This is a genomic window from Haemophilus sp. SZY H35, from assembly GCF_018829705.1.
Taxonomy (GTDB): domain Bacteria; phylum Pseudomonadota; class Gammaproteobacteria; order Enterobacterales; family Pasteurellaceae; genus Haemophilus; species Haemophilus haemolyticus_K.
Genome location: NZ_JAHKJZ010000001.1, coordinates 54,115 through 74,618, shown reverse-complemented (window position 1 = coordinate 74,618; position 20,504 = coordinate 54,115). Strand labels below are relative to the sequence as shown.

The following is a 20,504-nucleotide window of genomic DNA, read 5'->3' as shown; positions in this document are numbered from 1 at the left end:
TATTAATGAATTATTTCGTTGATGCCGCTATAAACCAGCACACAACCAAAAAATAAAAATACGATACCCGCCATATTATCAATATAACGACTGTATTGAGTGTATAAACGCTTGGCAATATTACGTGAAAAAATCAATGAAATCACATAAAAATAACAAAATGTTTCTACCACAATTACCATAAAAGCCAAGATAATTTGCCACATTTCAGTGATATTTACCAAGACAAGTGACATCACGCTACTAAAATACACCACGACCTTTGCATTGGATAAATTCACTAAAAGCCCTTTCACAATTTCTTTTTTGATTGTGGTTTGCTGATTAAATTCAGTATCAGAGTGCGGTTCAAATTGGGCGTATTTTTTACTACGAGCCATTAAAAAACCGAGATATGCTAAGTAACTACCGCCTAGTAACATAATAACGCCATGTAATGCAGGAATGGTAACGAACAACACCGCCAATCCCAACATAGAAAGCATCCCCCAAAAAGCGATGCCAAGCGTTATACCTAAAATGCCACAAACTGTATTACGACGAGAATTACTTGCTGCCATTCGGCTTACATAGAAGAAATCTGGCCCTGGAGTCATTAATCCAAATAAATGCACAATGATTAAATTCAGCATCACAACATCCAATAATGAATAGCAAATACGACAATCACCGCATAAATTGCCGCTAATACATCATCGACCATAATGCCAAAACCACTTTCGAGTTTTTCGTCAAAATAACGAATTGGGAATGGTTTTAAAATATCGAAAAAGCGGAATAACGCAAAAGCAGCCAAAATCCATTGCCAAGATAATGACGGGATCGCCGCTAATACAATAAATACGCCGACAAATTCATCCCAGACGATAGAACCATGATCGTGTACGCCCATATCTGCTGTAGTTTTTTGACAAAGGTAGCAGCCGAGCAGAAAACAAAGTGCGGTAAAAATTAAAAAGATTTTTACGCCTAATAAAGAAAGCAACATCACGCCTAAAATTGTTCCGGCTAAACTCCCCCACGTACCGGGAGCTGGATGAATTAAGCCCGAGCCAAAACCAACGGCAAGCAAATGAATAGGATTTAAAAGAGAGATTTTTTTTAGAGGATTATTTTCTGTCATTTTGATTCCTTAAAATGATCGAAACCGCTTGAAAACCTAATATTCACAGGTTTTCCATCCCGTAAAAAACAGGGAGAAAAGTCACCGCACTTTTCATTAATTTTACCAATACAAGTGCAAGCGACGTTCAATTTTTTCAAGCGTAATTCTAATTCATTTTTATATTCGGGCAGTATGGTAAAACAAAGTTCATAATCTTCTCCACCACTTAAGGCAAATTGTTCCGCTTGAACTCGATCATATTTATGCAAAATCGCGGATGAAAGAGGCAAAGCAGAAAGTTCAACTTCTGCACTACATTGACTTCGTTCAAGAATATGCCCTAAATCAGAGATTAACCCATCGGAAAGATCAATGGCAGCATGAGCAATATCAATTAACGCCCGTCCAAGCTCTATTCTAGGTGTGGGTCTAAGATGACGTTGTTGCAGAAAAACATCATCAGAATCAACCGCACTTTTGCCCGATAAAATTTGCGTTAAACCCGCCGCACTATCGCCTAATGTGCCTGAAACATAAATTAAATCACCAACTTGCGCTTTATGCCGACAAATCCCTTTACCTTTTTCGACAAAACCTTGTGCCGTAATCGTAATAGATAAGTTGCCTTTTGTGGTATCACCACCAATTAATGTGACGTTGTATTGTTTTAACGTGTGCAATAAACTTTGACTAAATGCTGAAATCCAATTTTCATCTACATTTGGCAAAGTTAATGCCAGTGAAACCCATTTGGGCAGTGCCCCCATTGCAGCAAGATCACTTAAATTTGTTGCAACGGTCTTATAAGCTAAATCTTCAGGTGAAATACTTGGTAAAAAATGTGTATTTTCCACCATTGTATCAGTCGTAATGGCAAGCTGATAATTCTCTGGCACGGAAACCAGCGCACAATCGTCGCCAATAGATAATTGAACGGAATCATCAACTAATATTTGTTGCTGAAAATATCGTTTAATTAAACCAAATTCACTCATTGCCATTTTTCCCCTATCTTATAAAAGAAAAGGCACGCGTTAGAAACGCGCGCCATTTTCAGTTTAAAAGGATTATTTACGCCCTAATGCGGGTGCGATTTTATCAAGTACGCCATTGATATATTTATGGCTTTCATCTGCACCGAATACTTTTGCCACTTCAATCGCTTCATTGATAACCACTTTATATGGCACATCTAATTCAAAGCGTAATTCATAAACGGCCAAACGCAAAATTGCAGTTTCAATAGGATCAAGCTCATCAAAAGCGCGGTCAATATAAGGCGAAATTGAAAAATCAACGGTTTCAATATTTTCTACTGTTTGACGAAATAATTTACGGAAGTAAGGTTTATCGACCCCATCCATATCTTGATCTAACTCAAAGGCTAATTCAACTTGCTCTGCAGTATTGCCAGATACCGCCCAAGAATACAAGGCTTGAACAGTACATTCACGCGCACGACGACGAGCAGAAGGCTTTTTCACTTGTTTTTGTTCTGTCATGATTTATGCCGCATCAATTTGTTGAATAAGATTAACCATTTCAAGTGCGGTTAAGGCTGCTTCTGCACCTTTATTTCCTGCTTTAGTACCAGCACGTTCAATTGCTTGTTCAATATTTTCTGTGGTTAATACACCAAAAGCGACGGGGATTTCAGCATCCATTGCAACTTTTCCTAAACCGCTGCTTGCTTCGCCTGCTACATATTCAAAGTGCGCAGTACCACCACGGATAACTGTACCTAATGCCACAATCGCATCAAATTTTTTACTTTCAGCTAAACGACGAGCAACTAATGGCAACTCATACGCACCTGGAGCACGCACGATAGTGATATTTTCATCTTTCACTTGGCCGATACGTTTTAATGCATCAATTGCGCCTTCTAATAAACTTTCATTAATAAAACTGTTAAAACGAGCAATTGCTACTGCAACTTTTGCATTAGGTGCTGCGACTGAGCCTTCTAAAACTTTCATATTTTTTCCTATTAAAAAATCGCTATCGTTAATTTGGTAGAGAATTCTAGCATAAAAAAACTTTTTTAAAACCAACCACACTTTTTTATTTTCATTTTAGTGAATTTAGCATAGCATAGACGTTGTTATCATTTTCATCTATTAAAAGGAGCAATTATGAAATTACGCACTATTGCATTAAGCCTAGCAGTATTATGTGCTAGCTCAACGAGCTTTGCTGGAATGGTTTCAACGTCATCTAATCTTGAGTTTTTAGCCATTGATGGACAAAAAGCATCAAAAGCATTATTAAAAGAAACAAAATCGTTTAACATCAATGATACTGAAACACATCAAGTGGTTGTTCGTTTAGGTGATATTATTGGTTCAGGTTCTAATCAATCTTTATTTGAATCTAGTCCTATCATTGTTACATTCAAAGGTTCCCCAGAAGATATTACTATCTCTGCACCTTCAATCCGTAGCCGCTCCGAAGGTGAAAAATTTAATAGTACACCAACAATTAATATTACTAGCAAATCAGGTAATACTATTGCAGCGAAAGTGGATGTTTTAAAACAAGAGGGTTTATTCCCTAGTGCAAACGTGGTAAACGATCTTTCTACATATAATTCCTCAGGTGCAATCGCATCTGTTGCAGCATTTTCGACTGCAGCAATACCAACCACAATGCCAATTGCTTCTGCAAGCAATGCTAAAATAAACAAAGGGAAAGTTGTTGTTCAAGGTGAGAATGTTGCAGAACAGCAACTTCAATACTGGTTCCAACAAGCAGATAAGGAAACTCAAATACGTTTCTTAAACTGGGCAAAATCCCACAATTAACGCATCATCTCGTTCAAAAAGCTTTGATGTTTGAGTACGCTTATATAGATAATAAAAGTGAGCCTTGCTGCTCACTTTTTCTATTGTAATAAGGATGAATAATGAACAACTGGTTAAATGCTAAAGTGATTGCTGCCATTCCTATTTTTATTGCTGTAAATATTGCCGCAATTAGCGTATGGGCATTTAATATCTCTCAACAGTCTATGCCTTTAATTCTAGGTATTATTGCAGGAGGGTTAGTTGATTTAGACAATCGTTTAACTGGGCGTTTAAAAAATGTCTTTTATACATTGATAGCTTTCTCTATTTCATCCTTTATTGTCCAATTAAATATCGGCAAGCCAATACAATATATTGCCTTGATGACTGCGCTTACATTTATTTTTACTATGATAGGTGCTGTTGGGCAACGCTATAGTACCATTGCATTTGGTACACTAGTTGTGGCACTTTATACTACACTAACCTATACACCTGAAATACATGAATGGTTTATCAACCCTGTCATGATTCTATGTGGTACGCTACTTTATAGTGTAATAACACTCATTGTCTATTTATTCTTTCCAAATCGTCCCGTACAAGAAAGTGTTGCTAAAGCTTTCTGTGCGCTAGGTGATTACTTAGATGCCAAATCTTATTTTTTTGATCCCGATGAAATAAATGAAATAGAAAAAAAACATCTTAATTTCGCTATGAAAAATGCAAATGTAGTTTCTGCATTTAATATTGTTCGTACAGCACTATTCTATCGTATTCGTGGTCAACATCGACATCCTCGCACACAACGAATGCTCCGCTATTATTTTGCTGCGCAAGATATCCATGAACGTGTAAATTCTACTCATTTTGATTATCAGCAAATTACTGAAAAACTAAAAAATACAGACTTAATTTTTCGTATTCAGCGCTTACTAGAATTACAAGCACAATCTTGCCGAGAAGTAACAACGAGTTTACGCCAAAATAAAAACTATCAATTCAATGAACGAGTTGAGCGCGCACTATCGGGGACATTGCACTCATTCCAGCTATATCGAGAACAACACATCCACGATAAAGATCAGCTTATTGAGATTCAGACCCTACTAGACAACTTGCAAAGTATTAACTGGCAACTTCGACAACTTACTCAAGAAACAGATGATGCTGATCATTTAGCAAGAATTCATACGGATCAAATTACAGGCTTAAAAAATATCTCTACTGCAATTTTTAGCCACTTTACCTTTGAATCTCAACTCTTCCGCCATGCAATACGTTTATCGATAGTGGTTTTTTTATGCTGTGTCATCGTAGAGTTTTTCCAATTTAATCTTGGTTATTGGATTTTACTCACCGCTGTCTTTGTCTGCCAACCAAACTATTCTGCCACCAAAACACGTTTACGCCAGCGGATTATCGGCACTTTTCTTGGCGTGGTAATAGGATCGCTTTTACCCTATTTTAATCCAACCTTAGAACTTAAGCTGGGTCTTGTAGTCCTTACTAGTACACTATTTTTCTTCTTTCGCAGTAATAATTACAGCTTCTCTACCTTTTTTATCACATTACAGGTCTTGTTAAGCTTTGATGTTATGGGTTTTAATACTTCAGCTGCACTCATGCCTCGTTTGTTTGATACATTACTAGGTTCGGCTATCTCATGGTTTGCTGTTTCTTATTTATGGCCTGATTGGAAATATTTACAATTAGATAAAGTTAGCCATAAAGCGGTTCAAAGTGATGCAACTTATCTTTTACATATTATTAGTCAACTACAATTTGGTAAAAGTGATGATCTAAAGTATCGCATTGCTCGTCGTAATGCACATCAATATGCAGCAGCACTTAGTACAACGCTTTCAAACATGAATAATGAACCTGAAAAATACAAAGCATTTTTACAACAAGGGTTTGATTTACTTAAACTGAATTATTCCTTATTAAGTTATATTTCTGCGCTAGGTTCCTATCGTGAAAAAATGAATACTCTACAACAAACTACACAATTTTTATCTGGTTTCTATCCTGTTGCCAAAAAAATTATTTATTCTCTTGAAAATATCGAAAAAATACCGCCAGATATATTTGCTAAACTCCAAAAAAACATTGAAACCCACCTAAAGGAGTTAGAGAAACAAGAAATGACAGAACAAGAGCGCACAGCATTTAGCTTGCCTTATCAGCAACTAAATTTAATCACACAATTATTGCCCGCTTTTTATGGTTATTTTCACAAAGAATACTGATAAATAGTAGGGTTATCGCATTTAAAAATACCTATTGTTCTTCAATTCATAAATAGCGATAATACTTCCCTACATAAAAGGCAAAGAAAAATGACAAATTATATTTTATTGATTATCGGTACTGCATTAATTAACAACTTTGTACTTGTAAAGTTCTTAGGACTATGCCCGTTTATGGGGGTATCAAAGAAAATTGAAACCGCAGTAGGTATGGGACTAGCAACAATGTTTGTATTAACCGTCGCCTCCCTTTGCGCATATTTAGTTGATCATTATATTCTTGTTCCCTTGAATGCTACTTTTTTGCGTACATTAGTATTTATTTTGGTTATTGCCGTAGTGGTACAATTTACCGAAATGGTAATAAATAAAACTAGTCCAACGCTATATCGTTTACTTGGAATTTTCTTGCCTTTGATAACCACAAACTGTGCAGTTCTCGGTGTCGCATTATTAAATGTAAATCTTGCTCATAATTTAACGGAATCTGTCGTTTATGGTTTTGGTGCATCTCTTGGGTTTGCACTTGTATTAGTGCTTTTTGCTGCGCTTCGTGAACGTCTTGTAGCGGCCGATGTCCCTTTAACTTTTAAAGGTTCATCTATCGCACTTATCACAGCTGGTTTAATGTCTCTTGCTTTTATGGGATTCACAGGACTAGTGAAGTAATAAAATGATCTATCTTTTAATGGCTATTACCATTTTGATTTTATTTATTGGGTTCTCTCAGTATTTTTCAGGAAAAAGAAAGAAATAATGCCCCTTCTATTCATCATAATCACTTTACTCGCTTTAATTTTCGGTGCGATTTTAGGCTTTGCTTCACTTAAACTCAAAGTTGAAGCCGATCCCATTGTGGAAAAAATCGACGCTATTTTGCCACAAAGCCAATGTGGACAATGTGGTTATCCTGGATGCAAACCATACGCTGAAGCTATTTGCAATGGAGATGACATCACAAAATGTATTCCTGGAGGTCAACCTACTATCGTAAAAATCGCAGAGATTTTAGGTGTTGATGTGCCAGCTATGGACGGCGTAGAAGAACCTATCGAGAAAGTCGCTTTTATTGATGAAAATATGTGTATTGGCTGCACAAAATGCATTCAAGCCTGCCCTGTTGATGCCATTATTGGTACAAATAAATTCATGCATACGATTATTCCAGATCTCTGTACAGGTTGTGAACTTTGCGTAGCGCCCTGCCCGACATATTGTATATCAATGATTCCCGTGAAAAAAAATATCGATAATTGGGATTGGAAGTTTGATGCAAAATTAGTCATTCCAGTAATAAATGTAAATGGTACTGAAAAAAAATTGGTTGTGGGGGAATAAATGGCGGACGTATTATCTCGTTTCAATTCCGGTAAATTATGGGATTTCAAAGGTGGCATTCATCCACCTGAAATGAAATCACAATCTAATACACAACCATTACGTCATCACCCTTTAGTCACAGATTTTTATATTCCTCTTAAACAGCACGCAGGAACAACAGGTCACCTTTTAGTAAAGGAAGGCGATTACGTATTAAAAGGTCAAGCTTTAACGCAAGGCGATGGCTTGCGTATGCTACCCGTTCATGCGCCAACTTCAGGCACAATTAAATCAATTAAACCTTATGTTGCCGCGCATCCGTCTGGTCTTGATGAACCTGCAATTCATTTGCAAGCGGATGGCTTAGATCAATGGCTAGAGCGTAATCCTATTGATGATTTTTTAACACTCTCGCCAGAACAACTCATTAACAAAATCTATCAAGCTGGTATAGCTGGCTTGGGCGGTGCAGTATTTCCGACGGCCGCTAAAATTCAATCAGCAGAGAAAAAAGTCAAACTTTTAATTATCAATGGTGCTGAATGTGAGCCTTATATTACTTGTGATGATCGTCTTATGCGTGAACGCGCCGATGAAATCATAGAAGGCATTCGTATTTTGCGTTATATCCTACGACCTGAAAATGTAGTCATCGCCATTGAAGATAACAAACCTGAAGCAATAGAGGCAATCCGCAAAGCGCTACAGGGAGCAAATGACATTAGCATTCGAGTGATTCCAACAAAATATCCTTCGGGTGCTGCAAAACAGCTTATTTATCTGCTTACAGGAATGGAAGTACCTAGTGGTGCACGTTCTTCTAGTATTGGCGTACTGATGCATAATGTTGGTACAGCCTTTGCAATTAAAAGAGCGGTGATAAATGACGAACCTTTAATCGAACGTGTCGTCACCCTTACAGGTGATAAAATTCCTGAAAAAGGTAATTATTGGGTCCGACTTGGTACACCAATTTCTCAAGTATTGACGCATGCGGGCTATCGATTTGATGAACGTTATCCAGTGTTTGCGGGTGGCCCGATGATGGGATTGGAACTTTCCAACCTCAATGCACCGGTGACAAAAATTGTCAACTGCTTGCTTGCACCAGACTATTTTGAATATGCAGAACCAGAGCCTGAACAAGCTTGTATTCGCTGTTCTAGCTGTTCTGATGCCTGCCCAGTCAACTTGATGCCACAGCAACTCTACTGGTTTGCTCGTAGTGAAGATCACAAAAAATCGGAAGAATACGCCCTCAAAGATTGTATCGAGTGCGGGATTTGCGCTTACGTATGCCCAAGCCATATTCCGCTGATTCAGTACTTCCGCCAAGAAAAAGCAAAAATTTGGCAAATAAAAGAAAAACAGAAAAAATCAGATGAAGCTAAAATTCGCTTTGAAGCGAAACAAGCGCGAATGGAACGTGAAGAACAAGAGCGTAAAGCACGTTCACAACGTGCAGCAGAAGCACGTCGAGAAGAATTAGCGCAAACCAAAGGTGAAGATCCTGTTAAAGCGGCGCTAGAACGCTTGAAAGCGAAAAAATCTAATGAAACAGAATCAGTACAAGTTAAAACGATTACCTCAGAAAAAGGGGAAGTTTTACCTGATAACGCTGATTTAATGGCACAACGTAAAGCTCGTCGTCTGGCTCGTCAGCAAGCGAAATCTCAAGTCGAAAACCAAGAACAACAAACTCAACCAACCGATGCGAAAAAAGCAGCAGTTGCTGCCGCACTTGCTCGAGCAAAAGCAAAAAAACTTGCACAAGCAAATGAAACCGCTGAATCAGTCTCAAATATTCAAACCGTAGAAAATGCGGTAGAAAAAATAGACGACAATTCAACCGCACTTGATCCGAAAAAAGCGGCGGTAGTCGCTGCGATTGCCCGAGCAAAAGCGAAAAAACTTGCACAAGCAAATGAAACCGATGAATCAGTCTCAAATACTCAAACCGTAGAAAGTGCGGTAGAAAAAACAGAAGAAAATTCAACCGAACTTGATCCGAAAAAAGTGGCGGTAGCCGCTGCGATTGCTCGAGCAAAAGCAAAAAAACTTGCACAAGCGGGAACCACAGAATCAGTTCAAAGCACTCTAGCCGTAGAAAGTGCGATAGAAAAAACAGAAGAAAATTCAACCACACTTGACCCGAAAAAAGCAGCGGTAGCCGCTGCTATTGCTCGTGCAAAAGCAAAAAAACTTGCACAAGCGGGAACCACAGAATCAGTTCCAAGCACTCAAGCCATAGAAAGTACGGTAGAAAAGACAGAAGAAAATTCAACTGTACTTAATCCGAAAAAAGCAGCGGTAGCTGCAGCAATTGCTCGAGCAAAAGCAAAGAAATTGGCGAAAACACAAGCAACATTAGAAAATAATCAGGAATAAAATAATGTTTAAAATGGTTAGCTCTCCTCATACTCATTCGGGGAAACTCACAGCGCGTATTATGCTTTGGGTAACGTTGGCAATGATGCCAGCTTTTTTCACTCAAATTTATTATTTTGGATTTGGCGTGGTGCTTCAATCTGTATTAGCCATTGGTACAGCTATCATCGCTGAGTTTATTGCAATAAAATTACGTGGTAAAAAGCCGTTAAATTACCTTTCAGATTTCAGCGTATCCCTGACTGCTTTAATTTTGGCGATGGCTATTCCACCTTATGCACCTTATTGGATCATCATCATTGGAACACTTTGTGCAGTTTTATTAGGTAAACAGGTTTATGGTGGCTTAGGACAAAATCCATTCAATCCAGCAATGATTGGCTATGTAATTCTTCTAATTTCATTTCCGTTACAAATGACAACTTGGATGCCACCAATTAATTTATTACAGGAACCCCCGACTTTGTCAGATGCGTTTTCATTAATATTTTCAGGTTTAACCACTGATGGATTTACTCTTTCACAACTTACACATAACATTGATGGCATCACCCAAGCAACGCCCTTGGATAGCGCAAAAATTTTCTATAAAAGTCACACTCAATTAAATGATTTTTATGAGTTAATTAAACTGCCTATTTTTATGGGTAATGGAACCGATTTCGCTCAAGGATGGTGGCAAGTCAACGTGGCTTTCTTAGCGGGCGGAATTTTCCTTATTTTAAAACGTGTCATTCATTGGCAAATTCCAGTGGCGATGCTTGTCACCTTTTTCTGTTTAGCCACAGCGACCGCTTTTACTGGATTCACGCATTTAAGTGCGATTAGCCAACTCGTTAGTGGCGCAATGATGTTTGGCGCATTTTTTATTGCGACAGATCCTGTCACAGCCTCCATTACACCACGAGGAAAAATTATTTTTGGCGCATTAGTGGGGTTATTTGTCTATCTCATTCGCTATCACGGAAACTTTCCAGATGGTGTAGCATTCGCAATTTTATTAAGTAATATTTGCGTTCCACTTATCGATCATTACACGCGTCCTCGAGTATCTGGTTATCCAACAAAAGGGAAAAAATAATGGGCACAGTAAAAATCACATCGCGTTACGGAATATTGTTAGGCTTTGTCGCCCTACTCTGCACAGCAATTTCTGCGGGTATTTTTTTCCTAACAAAAGATAAAATTGACGCGGTGATGGCGGCACAACAACGAGAATTACTTTTACAGGTCATTCCACAAGATTATTTCAATAATAATTTGCTAGAAAGTGCGGTTATTCCTCAAGATAAAAATTTGGAGGGCATTCAGAAAATTTATTTTGCGAAAAAAGATGGAAATGTTTCTGCCTATGCCTATGAAACCACTGCACCTGATGGCTATTCTGGCGATATTCGCTTGCTTGTGGGATTAGATCCGAAAGGTGAAATATTAGGTGTACGAGTAATCGAACACCATGAAACCCCAGGCTTAGGCGATAAAATTGAACTTCGTATTTCCAACTGGATTCTAAATTTCACTCATCAATCGATTAATGAGCATAATTTAAGCGAATGGGCGGTAAAAAAAGATGGTGGGAAATTTGATCAATTTTCTGGTGCAACCATTACACCTCGCGCAGTGGTGAATCAAACTAAACGCTCAGCATTAATCATGCTAAATAACCAAGCCTTGTTACAACAGCTTTCAACACAAGTGAAATAATATGACAGATTTAACTGAAAAAAATACCGCACTTGAAGAAGAAAAAATAGAAAGTGCGGTTGAGAATCAACAAAAGTCCATGTGGAAAGAAATCTTTACTCAAGGAATTTGGAAAAATAATCCAGCGGTTGTTCAACTTCTCGGGCTTTGTCCGCTTTTAGCGGTGTCTAGCACCGCCACCAATGCACTGGGTTTAGGTTTAGCGACAATGCTTGTTCTCACTTGCACAAATACGGTTATTTCGCTTTTCCGTAAATATATTCCGAATGAAATCCGCATTCCAATCTACGTGATGATTATTGCGACAACAGTAACTGTCGTTCAACTTTTAATGAATGCTTATACCTATACGCTTTATCAATCACTTGGGATTTTTATTCCACTCATCGTTACCAACTGTATTGTGATTGGTCGAGCAGAAGCGTTCGCCTCAAAAAACAGCTTACTCCATTCCGTTTGGGATGGTTTCTCAATGGGATTAGGGATGGCACTTAGCTTGACAGTACTTGGTGCATTGCGTGAAATCATTGGACAAGGTACGGTTTTTGACGGCATCGAAAATCTATTTGGCGAACAAGCTCAATTTTTAACGCTCCATATTTACCATACAGACAGTAGCTTTTTACTTTTCATTCTGCCACCAGGCGCATTTATAGGATTAGGCTTGCTCCTTGCAATAAAAAATCGAATTGATAAATAAGATGAATAAATTAAAAAGAATCGAAATATTAACCCGATTAAGAGATCAAAATCCCCACCCGACCACAGAATTACAGTATAATTCGCCTTTCGAATTATTAATTGCGGTAATTCTATCGGCACAAGCAACCGATAAAGGTGTGAATAAAGCGACAGAAAAACTATTCCCTGTTGCAAACACGCCACAAGCAATTTTAGATTTAGGATTAGATGGTTTAAAAAGCTATATTAAAACTATCGGACTTTTTAATAGCAAAGCGGAAAATATTATCAAAACCTGCCGTGATTTAATTGAAAAGCACAACGGTGAAGTGCCTGAAAATCGCGAAGCCTTAGAGGCATTAGCAGGAGTGGGTAGAAAAACAGCCAATGTTGTACTAAATACGGCATTTGGTCACCCAACTATTGCAGTGGATACCCATATTTTCCGTGTATGCAATCGAACTAATTTTGCACCAGGTAAAGACGTTGTAAAAGTGGAAGAAAAACTACTTAAAGTCGTACCTGATGAATTTAAAGTGGATGTTCACCATTGGTTAATTTTACACGGGCGCTACACTTGTATCGCACGGAAACCTCGTTGTGGCTCATGCATTATTGAAGATCTGTGTGAATATAAAGAAAAAATTGAGTTTTAATTTTTGCGATAAAACACTCTAATTATTTACCGCACTTTTTATTAAAAATAGGAAAACAAATGACAACAAATAATAAACAGCGACAAACTTGGTCTAGCCGACTCACTTATGTCATGACTGTCGCAGGCGCAACTGTCGGTTTCGGCGCTACTTGGCGCTTCCCTTACCTTGTGGGCGAAAATGGTGGCGGAGCCTACGTTCTACTTTTCTGTATCGCAATGATCGTAATCGGTATTCCGATGATTCTCGTTGAAAACGTGATCGGTCGTCGATTACGTGTAAATTCCATTGATGCCTTTGGCGATAAAATTCTGGATAAAGGAAAAGGCATTTCCAAATATTGGAAAATCCTTGGCTACATGGGCTTACTTGGTTCATTCGGTATCATGGCGTATTATATGGTGCTTGGTGGCTGGGTTATTTCTTATGTCATTAGCCTAATCAGCGGTACCTTAGATATCTCAACACCTATTACTAAAGATGTCGCCAAAGATTTCTACGAGCTGCATATCGGCAATAGCCCTTATGAAATTATACTGTACACCTTCTTATTTGTTGTGGTGAATTACATTATTTTAGCTAAAGGGATCATTGGTGGGATTGAGCGTTCTGTAAAATATTTAATGCCATTGCTATTCATCTTCCTCATTGGAATGGTTATTCGCAACGTAACATTACCAGGTGCAATGGAAGGAATTACATTTTATTTGAAGCCAGATTTCAGCAAAATTACACCACAATTATTTATCTTTGTTTTAGGTCAAGTATTCTTCGCATTAAGCCTTGGTTTTGGCGTATTAATTACGCTTTCAAGCTACTTAAATAAAGAAGAAGACTTAATACAAACTGCAGTTATTACTGGTTTTACCAATACAATTATTGCCGTACTTGCGGGCTTTATGATCTTCCCATCACTTTTCACCTTTGGGATTGAACCAAATGCAGGCCCAACTTTAGTATTCCAAAGTTTACCTATCGTATTCTCTCACTTATGGGCGGGTAAATTCTTTGCAATTATTTTCTTCGGCTTATTATTAATAGCTGCGCTAACTACTTCTATCACAATTTATGAAGTAATCATTACCGCATTACAAGAAAAGCTCAGAATGCGCCGTGGCAAAGCGATTGTCTTAACCCTTGGTGGTATTTTTGTCTTAGGTAATATTCCAGCAATTTTAGGGGATAATGTATGGAAAGATGTCACCATTTTCGGCAAAAGCATTTTTGATTTCTATGATTATGTCAGTGGAAATATTCTCTTTATGCTGACCGCACTTGGTTGTGCTATTTTTGTTGGTTTTGTGTTAAAAGATGAAGCGAAAAAAGAACTTTCTCCAACACCTAACTCAACATTCACTAAAATCTGGTTTAACTATGTGAAATTCGTTGTGCCAGTGATTATTTTAGTCATCTTTATCAGCAACCTATTTTAAAAAAGAAAAACCGAGTCTTTACTCGGTTTTATTTTTTAAAGGACATGTCTATAAAAATATTTGAGCCTTTAAGCCAATTCGCTGCCCTTCTTTTAAAACATTTTCTAACCGCACTTTGAATCCATGTAATTCCGCAATTCGCATGACAATAGAAAGCCCCAAGCCACTACCCTTTTCATTTTGCCCAGCTGGGCGATAAAAACGCTGACCAAGTTTTTTCAAATCTTCAGAGTCAACACCACCACCATTATCTTCAATAATAATCTGAGAAGATGCGATTTTCACTGAAACAGTTGTGTCTTCTGGGCAATATTTAATGGCATTATCTAGTAAATTTCTAAGCATCAATGAAACTAAAATTGGTTGCCCTTGTTTCTGCTTTGGTTCAGATTCTTTCTCAAAAGCCAAGGTAATTTTACGTTTTTCTGCCACAAAATAGCGCTCAGCAATCAGCGATTGAATGATGCCTTCCCAATCAATAGGCTGTAATTCTTCCAATTCTTGTAAATTATCCAGTTTTGAAAGCGTCAAAAGTTGCTCAATTAACTGCGATGCACGATCAATCCCTTGTGTTAAATGCAAAAGTGCTTGTTCTCGCAATTCCCCATCATCACCCGCCAGTTGAGCAACTTCAGTTTGAATACGCAATGCCGCCAATGGACTACGCAATTCATGGGCGGCATCAGAGGTAAAACGGCGTTCACGTTGTAGCATAGCCGAAGTGCGGTCAAAAAATTGATTTAAATTTTTTACTAAGGGTAAAATCTCAACAGGTAAGCCCTCTGTATTCAACAATGACACATCACCAGATTTTCTCGTTTGAACTTCTTGGCTTAAACGTTTAATCGGTCGAAGTTCTTTATGAATCAACCATCCTAAAACGATGATCAAAATAGGCAAACTTGCAAACCAAATCCACATTTGCCCAAAGATCATTTCCTCAATTAGATCTTCTCGATAATCAAGCTCTTGCCCAACGGCAATAATCAAATTTCCATTTGCTACAGGCTGCCAGAAAATACGCCATTCATCGTCATCATTCAGCATATAGCCTTTCGCAAATCCAATTTCATTATCAAACACAAAATTATCGCCATTACGTCCATCTGTTAATAAACGTTTGCCATCCTTAGAAAAAATAGCAAAAGCTAATGCGTCATCATCATAGTTTTTCTTGAACGAATGTGGCTGGATTTTATTAATATCTTCCACATGCTCTAACAGAATATGACTAAGATCTGAATTGGCAAGGCGTTCAGCAAAAAGGATTTGTTGGGCATCGAAAACATCATTCACTTCACTACGCACCTGCCACCATGCGACAGCAGTAGATACGCCCCACACAAAAAGTGCGGTGAAAGAAAGAACAGAAATAAGACGAAAACTTAAACGTTTGTTTTTCATTTATTGGGTTACTCCCAACGCATATCCAACGCCGTGTACTGTTCGAATAAATTGCTTACCTAATTTCTGACGCAAATTATAAATATGCACGTCTAACGCTCCGCTGCTAATTTCTTCATCCCAGCTTGATAATTTTTCTTCAATAGATGCGCGAGACAGTACGCGATCTTTATTCAGCATAAATAATTCAAGTAATTTATATTCACGGCTTGTTAAAGAAATGGGTTGATTATTCAACCAAACAGAACGCTGATTTGGATCGAGTTTAACGCCAGCATGCTCAATCACAGAATGATGATGACCATAACGACGACGAATAAGCGCTTGCAAGCGCGCTGCAACTTCAGCCAAAGCAAAAGGCTTGCAAAGATAATCATCCGCTCCACTTTGCAATCCTTTTACACGTTCATCTAAGGTATCACGGGCAGTCAAAATTAATACTGGGACATCTTGATGCTTGGAGCGCCATTGTTGCAATACATCTAATCCATCAAGCTTCGGCAAAGTTAAATCTAACACAACCGCATCATAAGGCGCAGAGGTTAAGGCATCCATTCCTGTTTTTCCATCCGTAAACCAATCCACAGCAAAACCTAGTTTCGTTAAACCAATCTGTAAACCATTGCCGATTAGATTATCGTCTTCTATCAATAAAATTCTCATAAAAAATTGACCGCTCTTTATAAACAAAAACAGCGAGCTAATGCTCGCCATTTTCAAAGAATGATTATTTTACTTTTTCGATACGTAATACTTCAAGATCTGCTTTCTCGAATGCTTCGTTATCTAGTTTACCGTAAACCTTCACTTTATCGCTTGGATCTACATTTAATCCATTCCAAACGTGACGTTCAATTTCTACTTTGATTTGACCTGTGCCATCGCTAAACCAGAATTCATCGTCATCAATTTGTTGTGTGATATTACCCACTAAAGTAATCATTGAATTATCTGCTGCAGATAAAGCTTGTTTTACACTAATTGCTGAAGGGGTTGCTTGTTGAAAACCGCCTTGAGTATTTCCGCCGTTAAAACCCGCGAATGCAGAAGTGGTTGCTAATGCGAAGATTGTTGCTAATGCAAATTTTTTCATAATGTTTCCTTTTTAATTAAGTTAATTTCAAGCACCATTGCTTGGATGTGTGTATTAAAACAAATAAATCTTAAGAAAAAGTTAAGAAACATAAAAAAACCTAAATTTTTTTAATTTAGGTTTTTCATAAATTAAAGTTTATTCAACTGCTCAATAGATGGTGCGTAATAATAAGCGCCCGTTACAGCCTTGGTGAAACCTAAAATGCGGTCAGTTTTTCCGTCTTTTTCACCAAACATATTAAGCAACTGTTGTTCAATGTTATAAAGCGTTGCACAGTAAGCAATAAAGAATAATCCGTGCGTACCGCTCGCTGTACCATAAGGTAAGCTTTGACGTAAGATTTTTAATCCCTTGCCATTCTCTTTCAAATCTGTACGACCAACATGAGAAGTATCCGCCTTGTCTTCCATTTCTACGCTATCCGTTTTAGTGCGTCCAAACACATTTTCTTGTTTTGCTGTATTTAATTTTTCCCATTTAGCGAGATTATGTTCATAACGTTGAGTAAACACATAACTCCCATCTTTATCATTGCCATTTGAAATTAAGGCAACTTCTGCTCGCTTTGCATCTTTTGGGTTTTCAGTTCCGTCAATAAAACCGGTGAGATCTCGTTCCTCCACCCAACGGAAACCATGAATTTCTTGCTGAACATCAATAGCTTGAGCAAAAGCATTCACTGCAGCTTGTGCCACAGAAAAATTAACATCAGGGCGTAACGATTGAATATGCACTAAAAGATCAGTTTGCGTACTAGGCGCAGATAGATCACCTTTGCCTAAGGTTACGAAAGGTTTAAGCTCTGCCGCACTTTGACCACCTAACTTTTTCCATGCGCTATCACCAAAAGCGAGCACAGCACCTAGACGAGCATCAGGATACGCTTGTTGTAACTGTTCAAGACTATCAAGGAATTGATGAATAGCTTTAGAGGCAACAGAATAATCCGTAATATTTGCTTCTAAAAATACACCTGCTTTACAAGATTCAAGTAAAATACCCGTTTGCGCAGTCATAAAAATCTCCGTACATCAATAAAAAAACGGTCAAATTATACAAAAACACTGTATAAAAATCCTAAATATTTCAGCATAAATTGATTTCCATCACAAAAATACGATTTCATTATTGCGGTTTTTTATTATTTAATATAACCTCTAAATAAGAATAAATTTCATTTAAAGGATTAACTCTTATGTTTCGCGTTTTTCGTTACGTAATGATTCCCTTCCTCTTTCTTTTGTCTCAATCTGTTTTTGCAAACAACTATCAAAAATGGGTAGATGACATCACTCAACGCTTGAATCACACCGAACAACTTCTTAAAGAAAACAAAATTGATGATGCCAAAACAGAAGTACAAATGGCCTATTTTGAAATATTTGAAAATTTAGAAGGTCCGATTCGCATTAATTTTTCAGCGCAAAAAAGCTATCAAATGGAAGCCACTTTTGGTGAGATTCGCAAGATGATTGGCGAAGGTAAACCAATGAATGAGGTTCAAGCCAAAATCAACGGTTTAAAAAATGAATTACAGCAAGTTTTACCTTCTCTTGTTGAAGGGCATCAACTCAATGCTGATAGTCAGCACGGCGTTTATGATAATCAAGCCATCAAACCTTATTGGCAACAAAGTTTCAAAACCATTGATGATTTTATTGCACAAGCCATTACCGCTTATGAAAGCGGTGATTTTGCCAATGCTAAAAAAGCATTCCAACAAGCTCAATATGACGGCTACAAAAACTCTGAAATGGAAATGTCGGTTAGAACTAACCGCTCTTCTGAAATTTCAGCCGCGATCAATCAACAATTCTATAATTTGATTCGTTTGAGTGAACAACCTGATCAAATGACAGAAATTGCTTACCAAAGCACACAACTCTTGCAAGATATTGAAGAGCAGCTTCCTAATTTGCCTACCACTCGCGATGAACAAAACGCTCAAGCGACACAATCACAAGCGCAAACTTCAGATAACGTTGCGGAGCAAGATTGGGCAAAAATTACGACTGAAATCAACCAACGTATTCAACAAGCTATTGCCCTTTATGAACAAGGCGATGCAAAAAAAGCCATGCTTTCTGTACAAGACACTTACTTTGATGTATTTGAAAATTCTGGTATGGAAAATAAAGTGGGCTCGCGCGATAGCAATTTTAAAGCAGAATTAGAAGGTTATTTCACCCGTTTAGTCAGTCTGATGAAAGCGGGAAATGGCGACAAATTACAGGAACAAGCTACAGGTTTAAGCCAAAACTTAGCGAAAGCCGTTCAAATATTACAAGGCAGAGAACAAAGTGATTGGTCCATGTTCTTATATAGCTTGCTTATTATTTTACGTGAAGGCTTAGAGGCATTATTAATTGTTGCCGCTATTGTGGCTTATATGGTAAAAAATAATCATCACGATAAATTGCCACTTATTCGCCAATCCGTTTATGTGGCGTTAGGGGCAAGCGTCGTTACCGCATTCATATTCCAACTTATTTTTGAAAACTCAGGCCAAAACCGCGAATTGCTTGAAGGTTTCACAATGATTATTGCAGTCTTCATGTTGTTTAGTATGAGTTACTGGTTGCTTTCTAAAGTCGAAGCACAAAACTGGAAACGCTATCTCGAAGGTAAACTATCAACGGCATTAACAGCAGGCTCTCTATTCGGCTTATGGCTGACCAGTTTCCTTGCTGTATATCGTGAAGGCGCAGAAACCGTATTGTTCTATTATGCCCTAGTTGGCGATGCGAAAAGTGCGGTTAGTTTAGCCTATCTTTTTGCCGGCTTTATTTGCGGGGTGATTTTACTCGCGATTTGCTACTTTATAATGCGTTACACCGTGGTTAAATTGCCATTAAAACCATTCTTTATGTTTACTGGTTCATTTATGTATTTAATGGCATTTGTATTCGCTGGCAAATCTGTACTTGAACTTATTGAAGGTAAACTGTTTGAACCGACATTAATTAACGGTGTACCAGAAATCTCGTGGTTAGGTGTTTATCCTTATGTGGAAACCCTTGTACCACAAGCAATCTTAATTCTTGCTGCTATTTTTGCTTTGTTTGTTATGAAATATCAAAGCAAAAAAGCGGTTTCAAATTAACTCAAAACTCATCTCAGGAGAGAAACTATGAAAAAAGCACTTCTTAGCGCAAGTTTATTAGCAGGAATGTTTGCAGCAACTTCTGCTTACGCATTCCAAGAATATCCAATCGGTGAAGCAGTTACTATGAATGACATGGAAATTGCAGCGGTTTACTTAAAACCAGTAGATATGGAACCTCGCGGCATGGGCTTACCTGCAGCAAAATCTGACATTCACTTAGAAGCAGACATTCATGCAGTGAAAGGTAACAAAAACGGTTTTGGTGAAGGTGAATGGATGCCTTATTTAACCATCAACTATACCTTAGTTAATACCGATACTGGTGCTAAACAAGAAGGTACCTTCATGCCAATGGTTGCTGGCGATGGCCCACACTATGGCGCAAACATCAAAATGATGGGCGTGGGTAACTACAAATTAACTTACCATATCGATCCGCCACCAAAAGCTGGTATGCACCGCCACACTGACGAAGAAACTGGCGTGGGTCGTTGGTGGAAACCATTTGATGTAAATTATGAATTTAAATTTACTGGTTTAAAATAATAGTGCTGTAGGGTGGGCTTCAGCCCA

General features: G+C 38.0%; 21 protein-coding genes. 12 read left to right on the top strand and 9 right to left on the bottom strand.

Annotation, left to right across the window (positions count from 1 at the left end):
• Positions 1–2: 2 nt before the first annotated feature.
• The 5 genes from KP710_RS00345 to ribH form a co-directional block, all read right to left on the bottom strand.
• Positions 3–632, bottom strand: coding sequence for a LysE family transporter (locus KP710_RS00345; protein ID WP_215770827.1), 630 nt, complete (start codon positions 630–632; stop codon positions 3–5).
• Positions 632–1,123, bottom strand: a complete 492-nt coding sequence (locus KP710_RS00340) for a phosphatidylglycerophosphatase A family protein (RefSeq protein WP_215770826.1) — start codon at positions 1,121–1,123, stop codon at positions 632–634. The genes KP710_RS00345 and KP710_RS00340 overlap by 1 nt, the downstream gene beginning before the upstream one ends.
• Complete coding sequence (gene thiL, locus KP710_RS00335) at positions 1,120–2,106, bottom strand: thiamine-phosphate kinase (RefSeq protein WP_215770825.1); 987 nt, start codon at positions 2,104–2,106, stop codon at positions 1,120–1,122. The genes KP710_RS00340 and thiL overlap by 4 nt, the downstream gene beginning before the upstream one ends.
• A gap of 66 nt (positions 2,107–2,172) precedes the next feature.
• On the bottom strand, positions 2,173–2,607 hold the full coding sequence (nusB, locus tag KP710_RS00330; RefSeq protein ID WP_065264969.1) for a transcription antitermination factor NusB: 435 nt from the start codon (positions 2,605–2,607) through the stop codon (positions 2,173–2,175).
• Positions 2,608–2,610: 3 nt separating this feature from the next.
• Positions 2,611–3,084, bottom strand: a complete 474-nt coding sequence (gene ribH / locus KP710_RS00325) for a 6,7-dimethyl-8-ribityllumazine synthase (protein WP_005628657.1) — start codon at positions 3,082–3,084, stop codon at positions 2,611–2,613.
• A gap of 156 nt (positions 3,085–3,240) precedes the next feature.
• On the opposite strand from ribH, the gene KP710_RS00320 reads away from it, so the two are divergent.
• The 10 genes from KP710_RS00320 (at position 3,241) to KP710_RS00275 (ending at position 14,325) form a co-directional block, all read left to right on the top strand.
• The gene (locus KP710_RS00320) at positions 3,241–3,909 is read left to right on the top strand and encodes a curli polymerization inhibitor CsgI-related protein (protein WP_215770824.1); all 669 of its coding nucleotides are present in this window, start codon (positions 3,241–3,243) and stop codon (positions 3,907–3,909) included.
• A gap of 101 nt (positions 3,910–4,010) precedes the next feature.
• Positions 4,011–6,143: a YccS family putative transporter gene (gene yccS / locus KP710_RS00315; RefSeq protein ID WP_111407888.1), complete on the top strand. Its 2,133-nt coding sequence runs from the start codon at positions 4,011–4,013 to the stop codon at positions 6,141–6,143.
• Positions 6,144–6,233: 90 nt separating this feature from the next.
• On the top strand, positions 6,234–6,812 hold the full coding sequence (rsxA, locus tag KP710_RS00310) for an electron transport complex subunit RsxA (protein ID WP_048953635.1): 579 nt from the start codon (positions 6,234–6,236) through the stop codon (positions 6,810–6,812).
• 87 nt (positions 6,813–6,899) lie between these two features.
• Positions 6,900–7,481, top strand: a complete 582-nt coding sequence (gene rsxB, locus KP710_RS00305) for an electron transport complex subunit RsxB (protein WP_215770823.1) — start codon at positions 6,900–6,902, stop codon at positions 7,479–7,481.
• The gene (gene rsxC / locus KP710_RS00300; RefSeq protein WP_111407886.1) at positions 7,482–9,851 is read left to right on the top strand and encodes an electron transport complex subunit RsxC; all 2,370 of its coding nucleotides are present in this window, start codon (positions 7,482–7,484) and stop codon (positions 9,849–9,851) included.
• 4 nt (positions 9,852–9,855) lie between these two features.
• Complete coding sequence (gene rsxD / locus KP710_RS00295) at positions 9,856–10,932, top strand: electron transport complex subunit RsxD (protein WP_111407885.1); 1,077 nt, start codon at positions 9,856–9,858, stop codon at positions 10,930–10,932.
• Positions 10,932–11,555 (top strand): electron transport complex subunit RsxG, encoded by a 624-nt coding sequence (gene rsxG, locus KP710_RS00290; RefSeq protein WP_005645362.1) that lies wholly within the window; start codon positions 10,932–10,934, stop codon positions 11,553–11,555. The genes rsxD and rsxG overlap by 1 nt, the downstream gene beginning before the upstream one ends.
• Before the next feature lies 1 nt (position 11,556).
• Positions 11,557–12,255, top strand: a complete 699-nt coding sequence (locus tag KP710_RS00285; RefSeq protein ID WP_111407884.1) for an electron transport complex subunit E — start codon at positions 11,557–11,559, stop codon at positions 12,253–12,255.
• 1 nt (position 12,256) lies between these two features.
• The gene (gene nth / locus KP710_RS00280) at positions 12,257–12,892 is read left to right on the top strand and encodes an endonuclease III (RefSeq protein WP_005626177.1); all 636 of its coding nucleotides are present in this window, start codon (positions 12,257–12,259) and stop codon (positions 12,890–12,892) included.
• 59 nt (positions 12,893–12,951) lie between these two features.
• Positions 12,952–14,325, top strand: a complete 1,374-nt coding sequence (locus KP710_RS00275) for a sodium-dependent transporter (RefSeq protein WP_111407883.1) — start codon at positions 12,952–12,954, stop codon at positions 14,323–14,325.
• Positions 14,326–14,373: 48 nt separating this feature from the next.
• Here KP710_RS00275 and qseC read toward each other — a convergent pair whose 3' ends face one another.
• The 4 genes from qseC to KP710_RS00255 form a co-directional block, all read right to left on the bottom strand.
• Positions 14,374–15,729: a quorum sensing histidine kinase QseC gene (gene qseC, locus KP710_RS00270; protein ID WP_111407882.1), complete on the bottom strand. Its 1,356-nt coding sequence runs from the start codon at positions 15,727–15,729 to the stop codon at positions 14,374–14,376.
• Positions 15,730–16,392, bottom strand: coding sequence for a response regulator (locus KP710_RS00265; protein ID WP_048953620.1), 663 nt, complete (start codon positions 16,390–16,392; stop codon positions 15,730–15,732).
• Between the two features lie 64 nt (positions 16,393–16,456).
• On the bottom strand, positions 16,457–16,822 hold the full coding sequence (locus KP710_RS00260) for a YgiW/YdeI family stress tolerance OB fold protein (protein WP_005636761.1): 366 nt from the start codon (positions 16,820–16,822) through the stop codon (positions 16,457–16,459).
• A gap of 131 nt (positions 16,823–16,953) precedes the next feature.
• Positions 16,954–17,841, bottom strand: a complete 888-nt coding sequence (locus tag KP710_RS00255) for a Dyp-type peroxidase (protein ID WP_111407881.1) — start codon at positions 17,839–17,841, stop codon at positions 16,954–16,956.
• Positions 17,842–18,044: 203 nt separating this feature from the next.
• Between KP710_RS00255 and KP710_RS00250 the strand changes: the two genes are divergently transcribed.
• Both KP710_RS00250 and KP710_RS00245 read left to right on the top strand, forming a co-directional pair.
• Positions 18,045–19,928: an FTR1 family iron permease gene (locus KP710_RS00250; protein ID WP_226385893.1), complete on the top strand. Its 1,884-nt coding sequence runs from the start codon at positions 18,045–18,047 to the stop codon at positions 19,926–19,928.
• Positions 19,929–19,955: 27 nt separating this feature from the next.
• The gene (locus KP710_RS00245; protein ID WP_005626197.1) at positions 19,956–20,477 is read left to right on the top strand and encodes an iron transporter; all 522 of its coding nucleotides are present in this window, start codon (positions 19,956–19,958) and stop codon (positions 20,475–20,477) included.
• Positions 20,478–20,504 lie beyond the last annotated feature (27 nt).

Bases quoted from the DNA above. Each gene is read 5' to 3' on its own strand.
- yccS (WP_111407888.1), top strand. From the start codon at position 4,011: ATGAACAACTGGTTAAATGCTAAAGTGATTGCTGCCATTCCTATTTTT.
- qseC (WP_111407882.1), bottom strand. From the start codon at position 15,729: ATGAAAAACAAACGTTTAAGTTTTCGTCTTATTTCTGTTCTTTCTTTC.
- KP710_RS00260 (WP_005636761.1), bottom strand. From the start codon at position 16,822: ATGAAAAAATTTGCATTAGCAACAATCTTCGCATTAGCAACCACTTCT.
- KP710_RS00250 (WP_226385893.1), top strand. From the start codon at position 18,045: ATGATTCCCTTCCTCTTTCTTTTGTCTCAATCTGTTTTTGCAAACAAC.
- ribH (WP_005628657.1), bottom strand. From the start codon at position 3,084: ATGAAAGTTTTAGAAGGCTCAGTCGCAGCACCTAATGCAAAAGTTGCA.
- KP710_RS00320 (WP_215770824.1), top strand. From the start codon at position 3,241: ATGAAATTACGCACTATTGCATTAAGCCTAGCAGTATTATGTGCTAGC.
- nth (WP_005626177.1), top strand. From the start codon at position 12,257: ATGAATAAATTAAAAAGAATCGAAATATTAACCCGATTAAGAGATCAA.
- nusB (WP_065264969.1), bottom strand. From the start codon at position 2,607: ATGACAGAACAAAAACAAGTGAAAAAGCCTTCTGCTCGTCGTCGTGCG.
- rsxC (WP_111407886.1), top strand. From the start codon at position 7,482: ATGGCGGACGTATTATCTCGTTTCAATTCCGGTAAATTATGGGATTTC.
- KP710_RS00285 (WP_111407884.1), top strand. From the start codon at position 11,557: ATGACAGATTTAACTGAAAAAAATACCGCACTTGAAGAAGAAAAAATA.
- KP710_RS00245 (WP_005626197.1), top strand. From the start codon at position 19,956: ATGAAAAAAGCACTTCTTAGCGCAAGTTTATTAGCAGGAATGTTTGCA.
- KP710_RS00255 (WP_111407881.1), bottom strand. From the start codon at position 17,841: ATGACTGCGCAAACGGGTATTTTACTTGAATCTTGTAAAGCAGGTGTA.
- rsxG (WP_005645362.1), top strand. From the start codon at position 10,932: ATGGGCACAGTAAAAATCACATCGCGTTACGGAATATTGTTAGGCTTT.
- KP710_RS00340 (WP_215770826.1), bottom strand. From the start codon at position 1,123: ATGACAGAAAATAATCCTCTAAAAAAAATCTCTCTTTTAAATCCTATT.
- rsxD (WP_111407885.1), top strand. From the start codon at position 9,856: ATGTTTAAAATGGTTAGCTCTCCTCATACTCATTCGGGGAAACTCACA.
- rsxB (WP_215770823.1), top strand. From the start codon at position 6,900: ATGCCCCTTCTATTCATCATAATCACTTTACTCGCTTTAATTTTCGGT.
- KP710_RS00275 (WP_111407883.1), top strand. From the start codon at position 12,952: ATGACAACAAATAATAAACAGCGACAAACTTGGTCTAGCCGACTCACT.
- rsxA (WP_048953635.1), top strand. From the start codon at position 6,234: ATGACAAATTATATTTTATTGATTATCGGTACTGCATTAATTAACAAC.
- thiL (WP_215770825.1), bottom strand. From the start codon at position 2,106: ATGGCAATGAGTGAATTTGGTTTAATTAAACGATATTTTCAGCAACAA.
- KP710_RS00265 (WP_048953620.1), bottom strand. From the start codon at position 16,392: ATGAGAATTTTATTGATAGAAGACGATAATCTAATCGGCAATGGTTTA.
- KP710_RS00345 (WP_215770827.1), bottom strand. From the start codon at position 632: ATGCTGAATTTAATCATTGTGCATTTATTTGGATTAATGACTCCAGGG.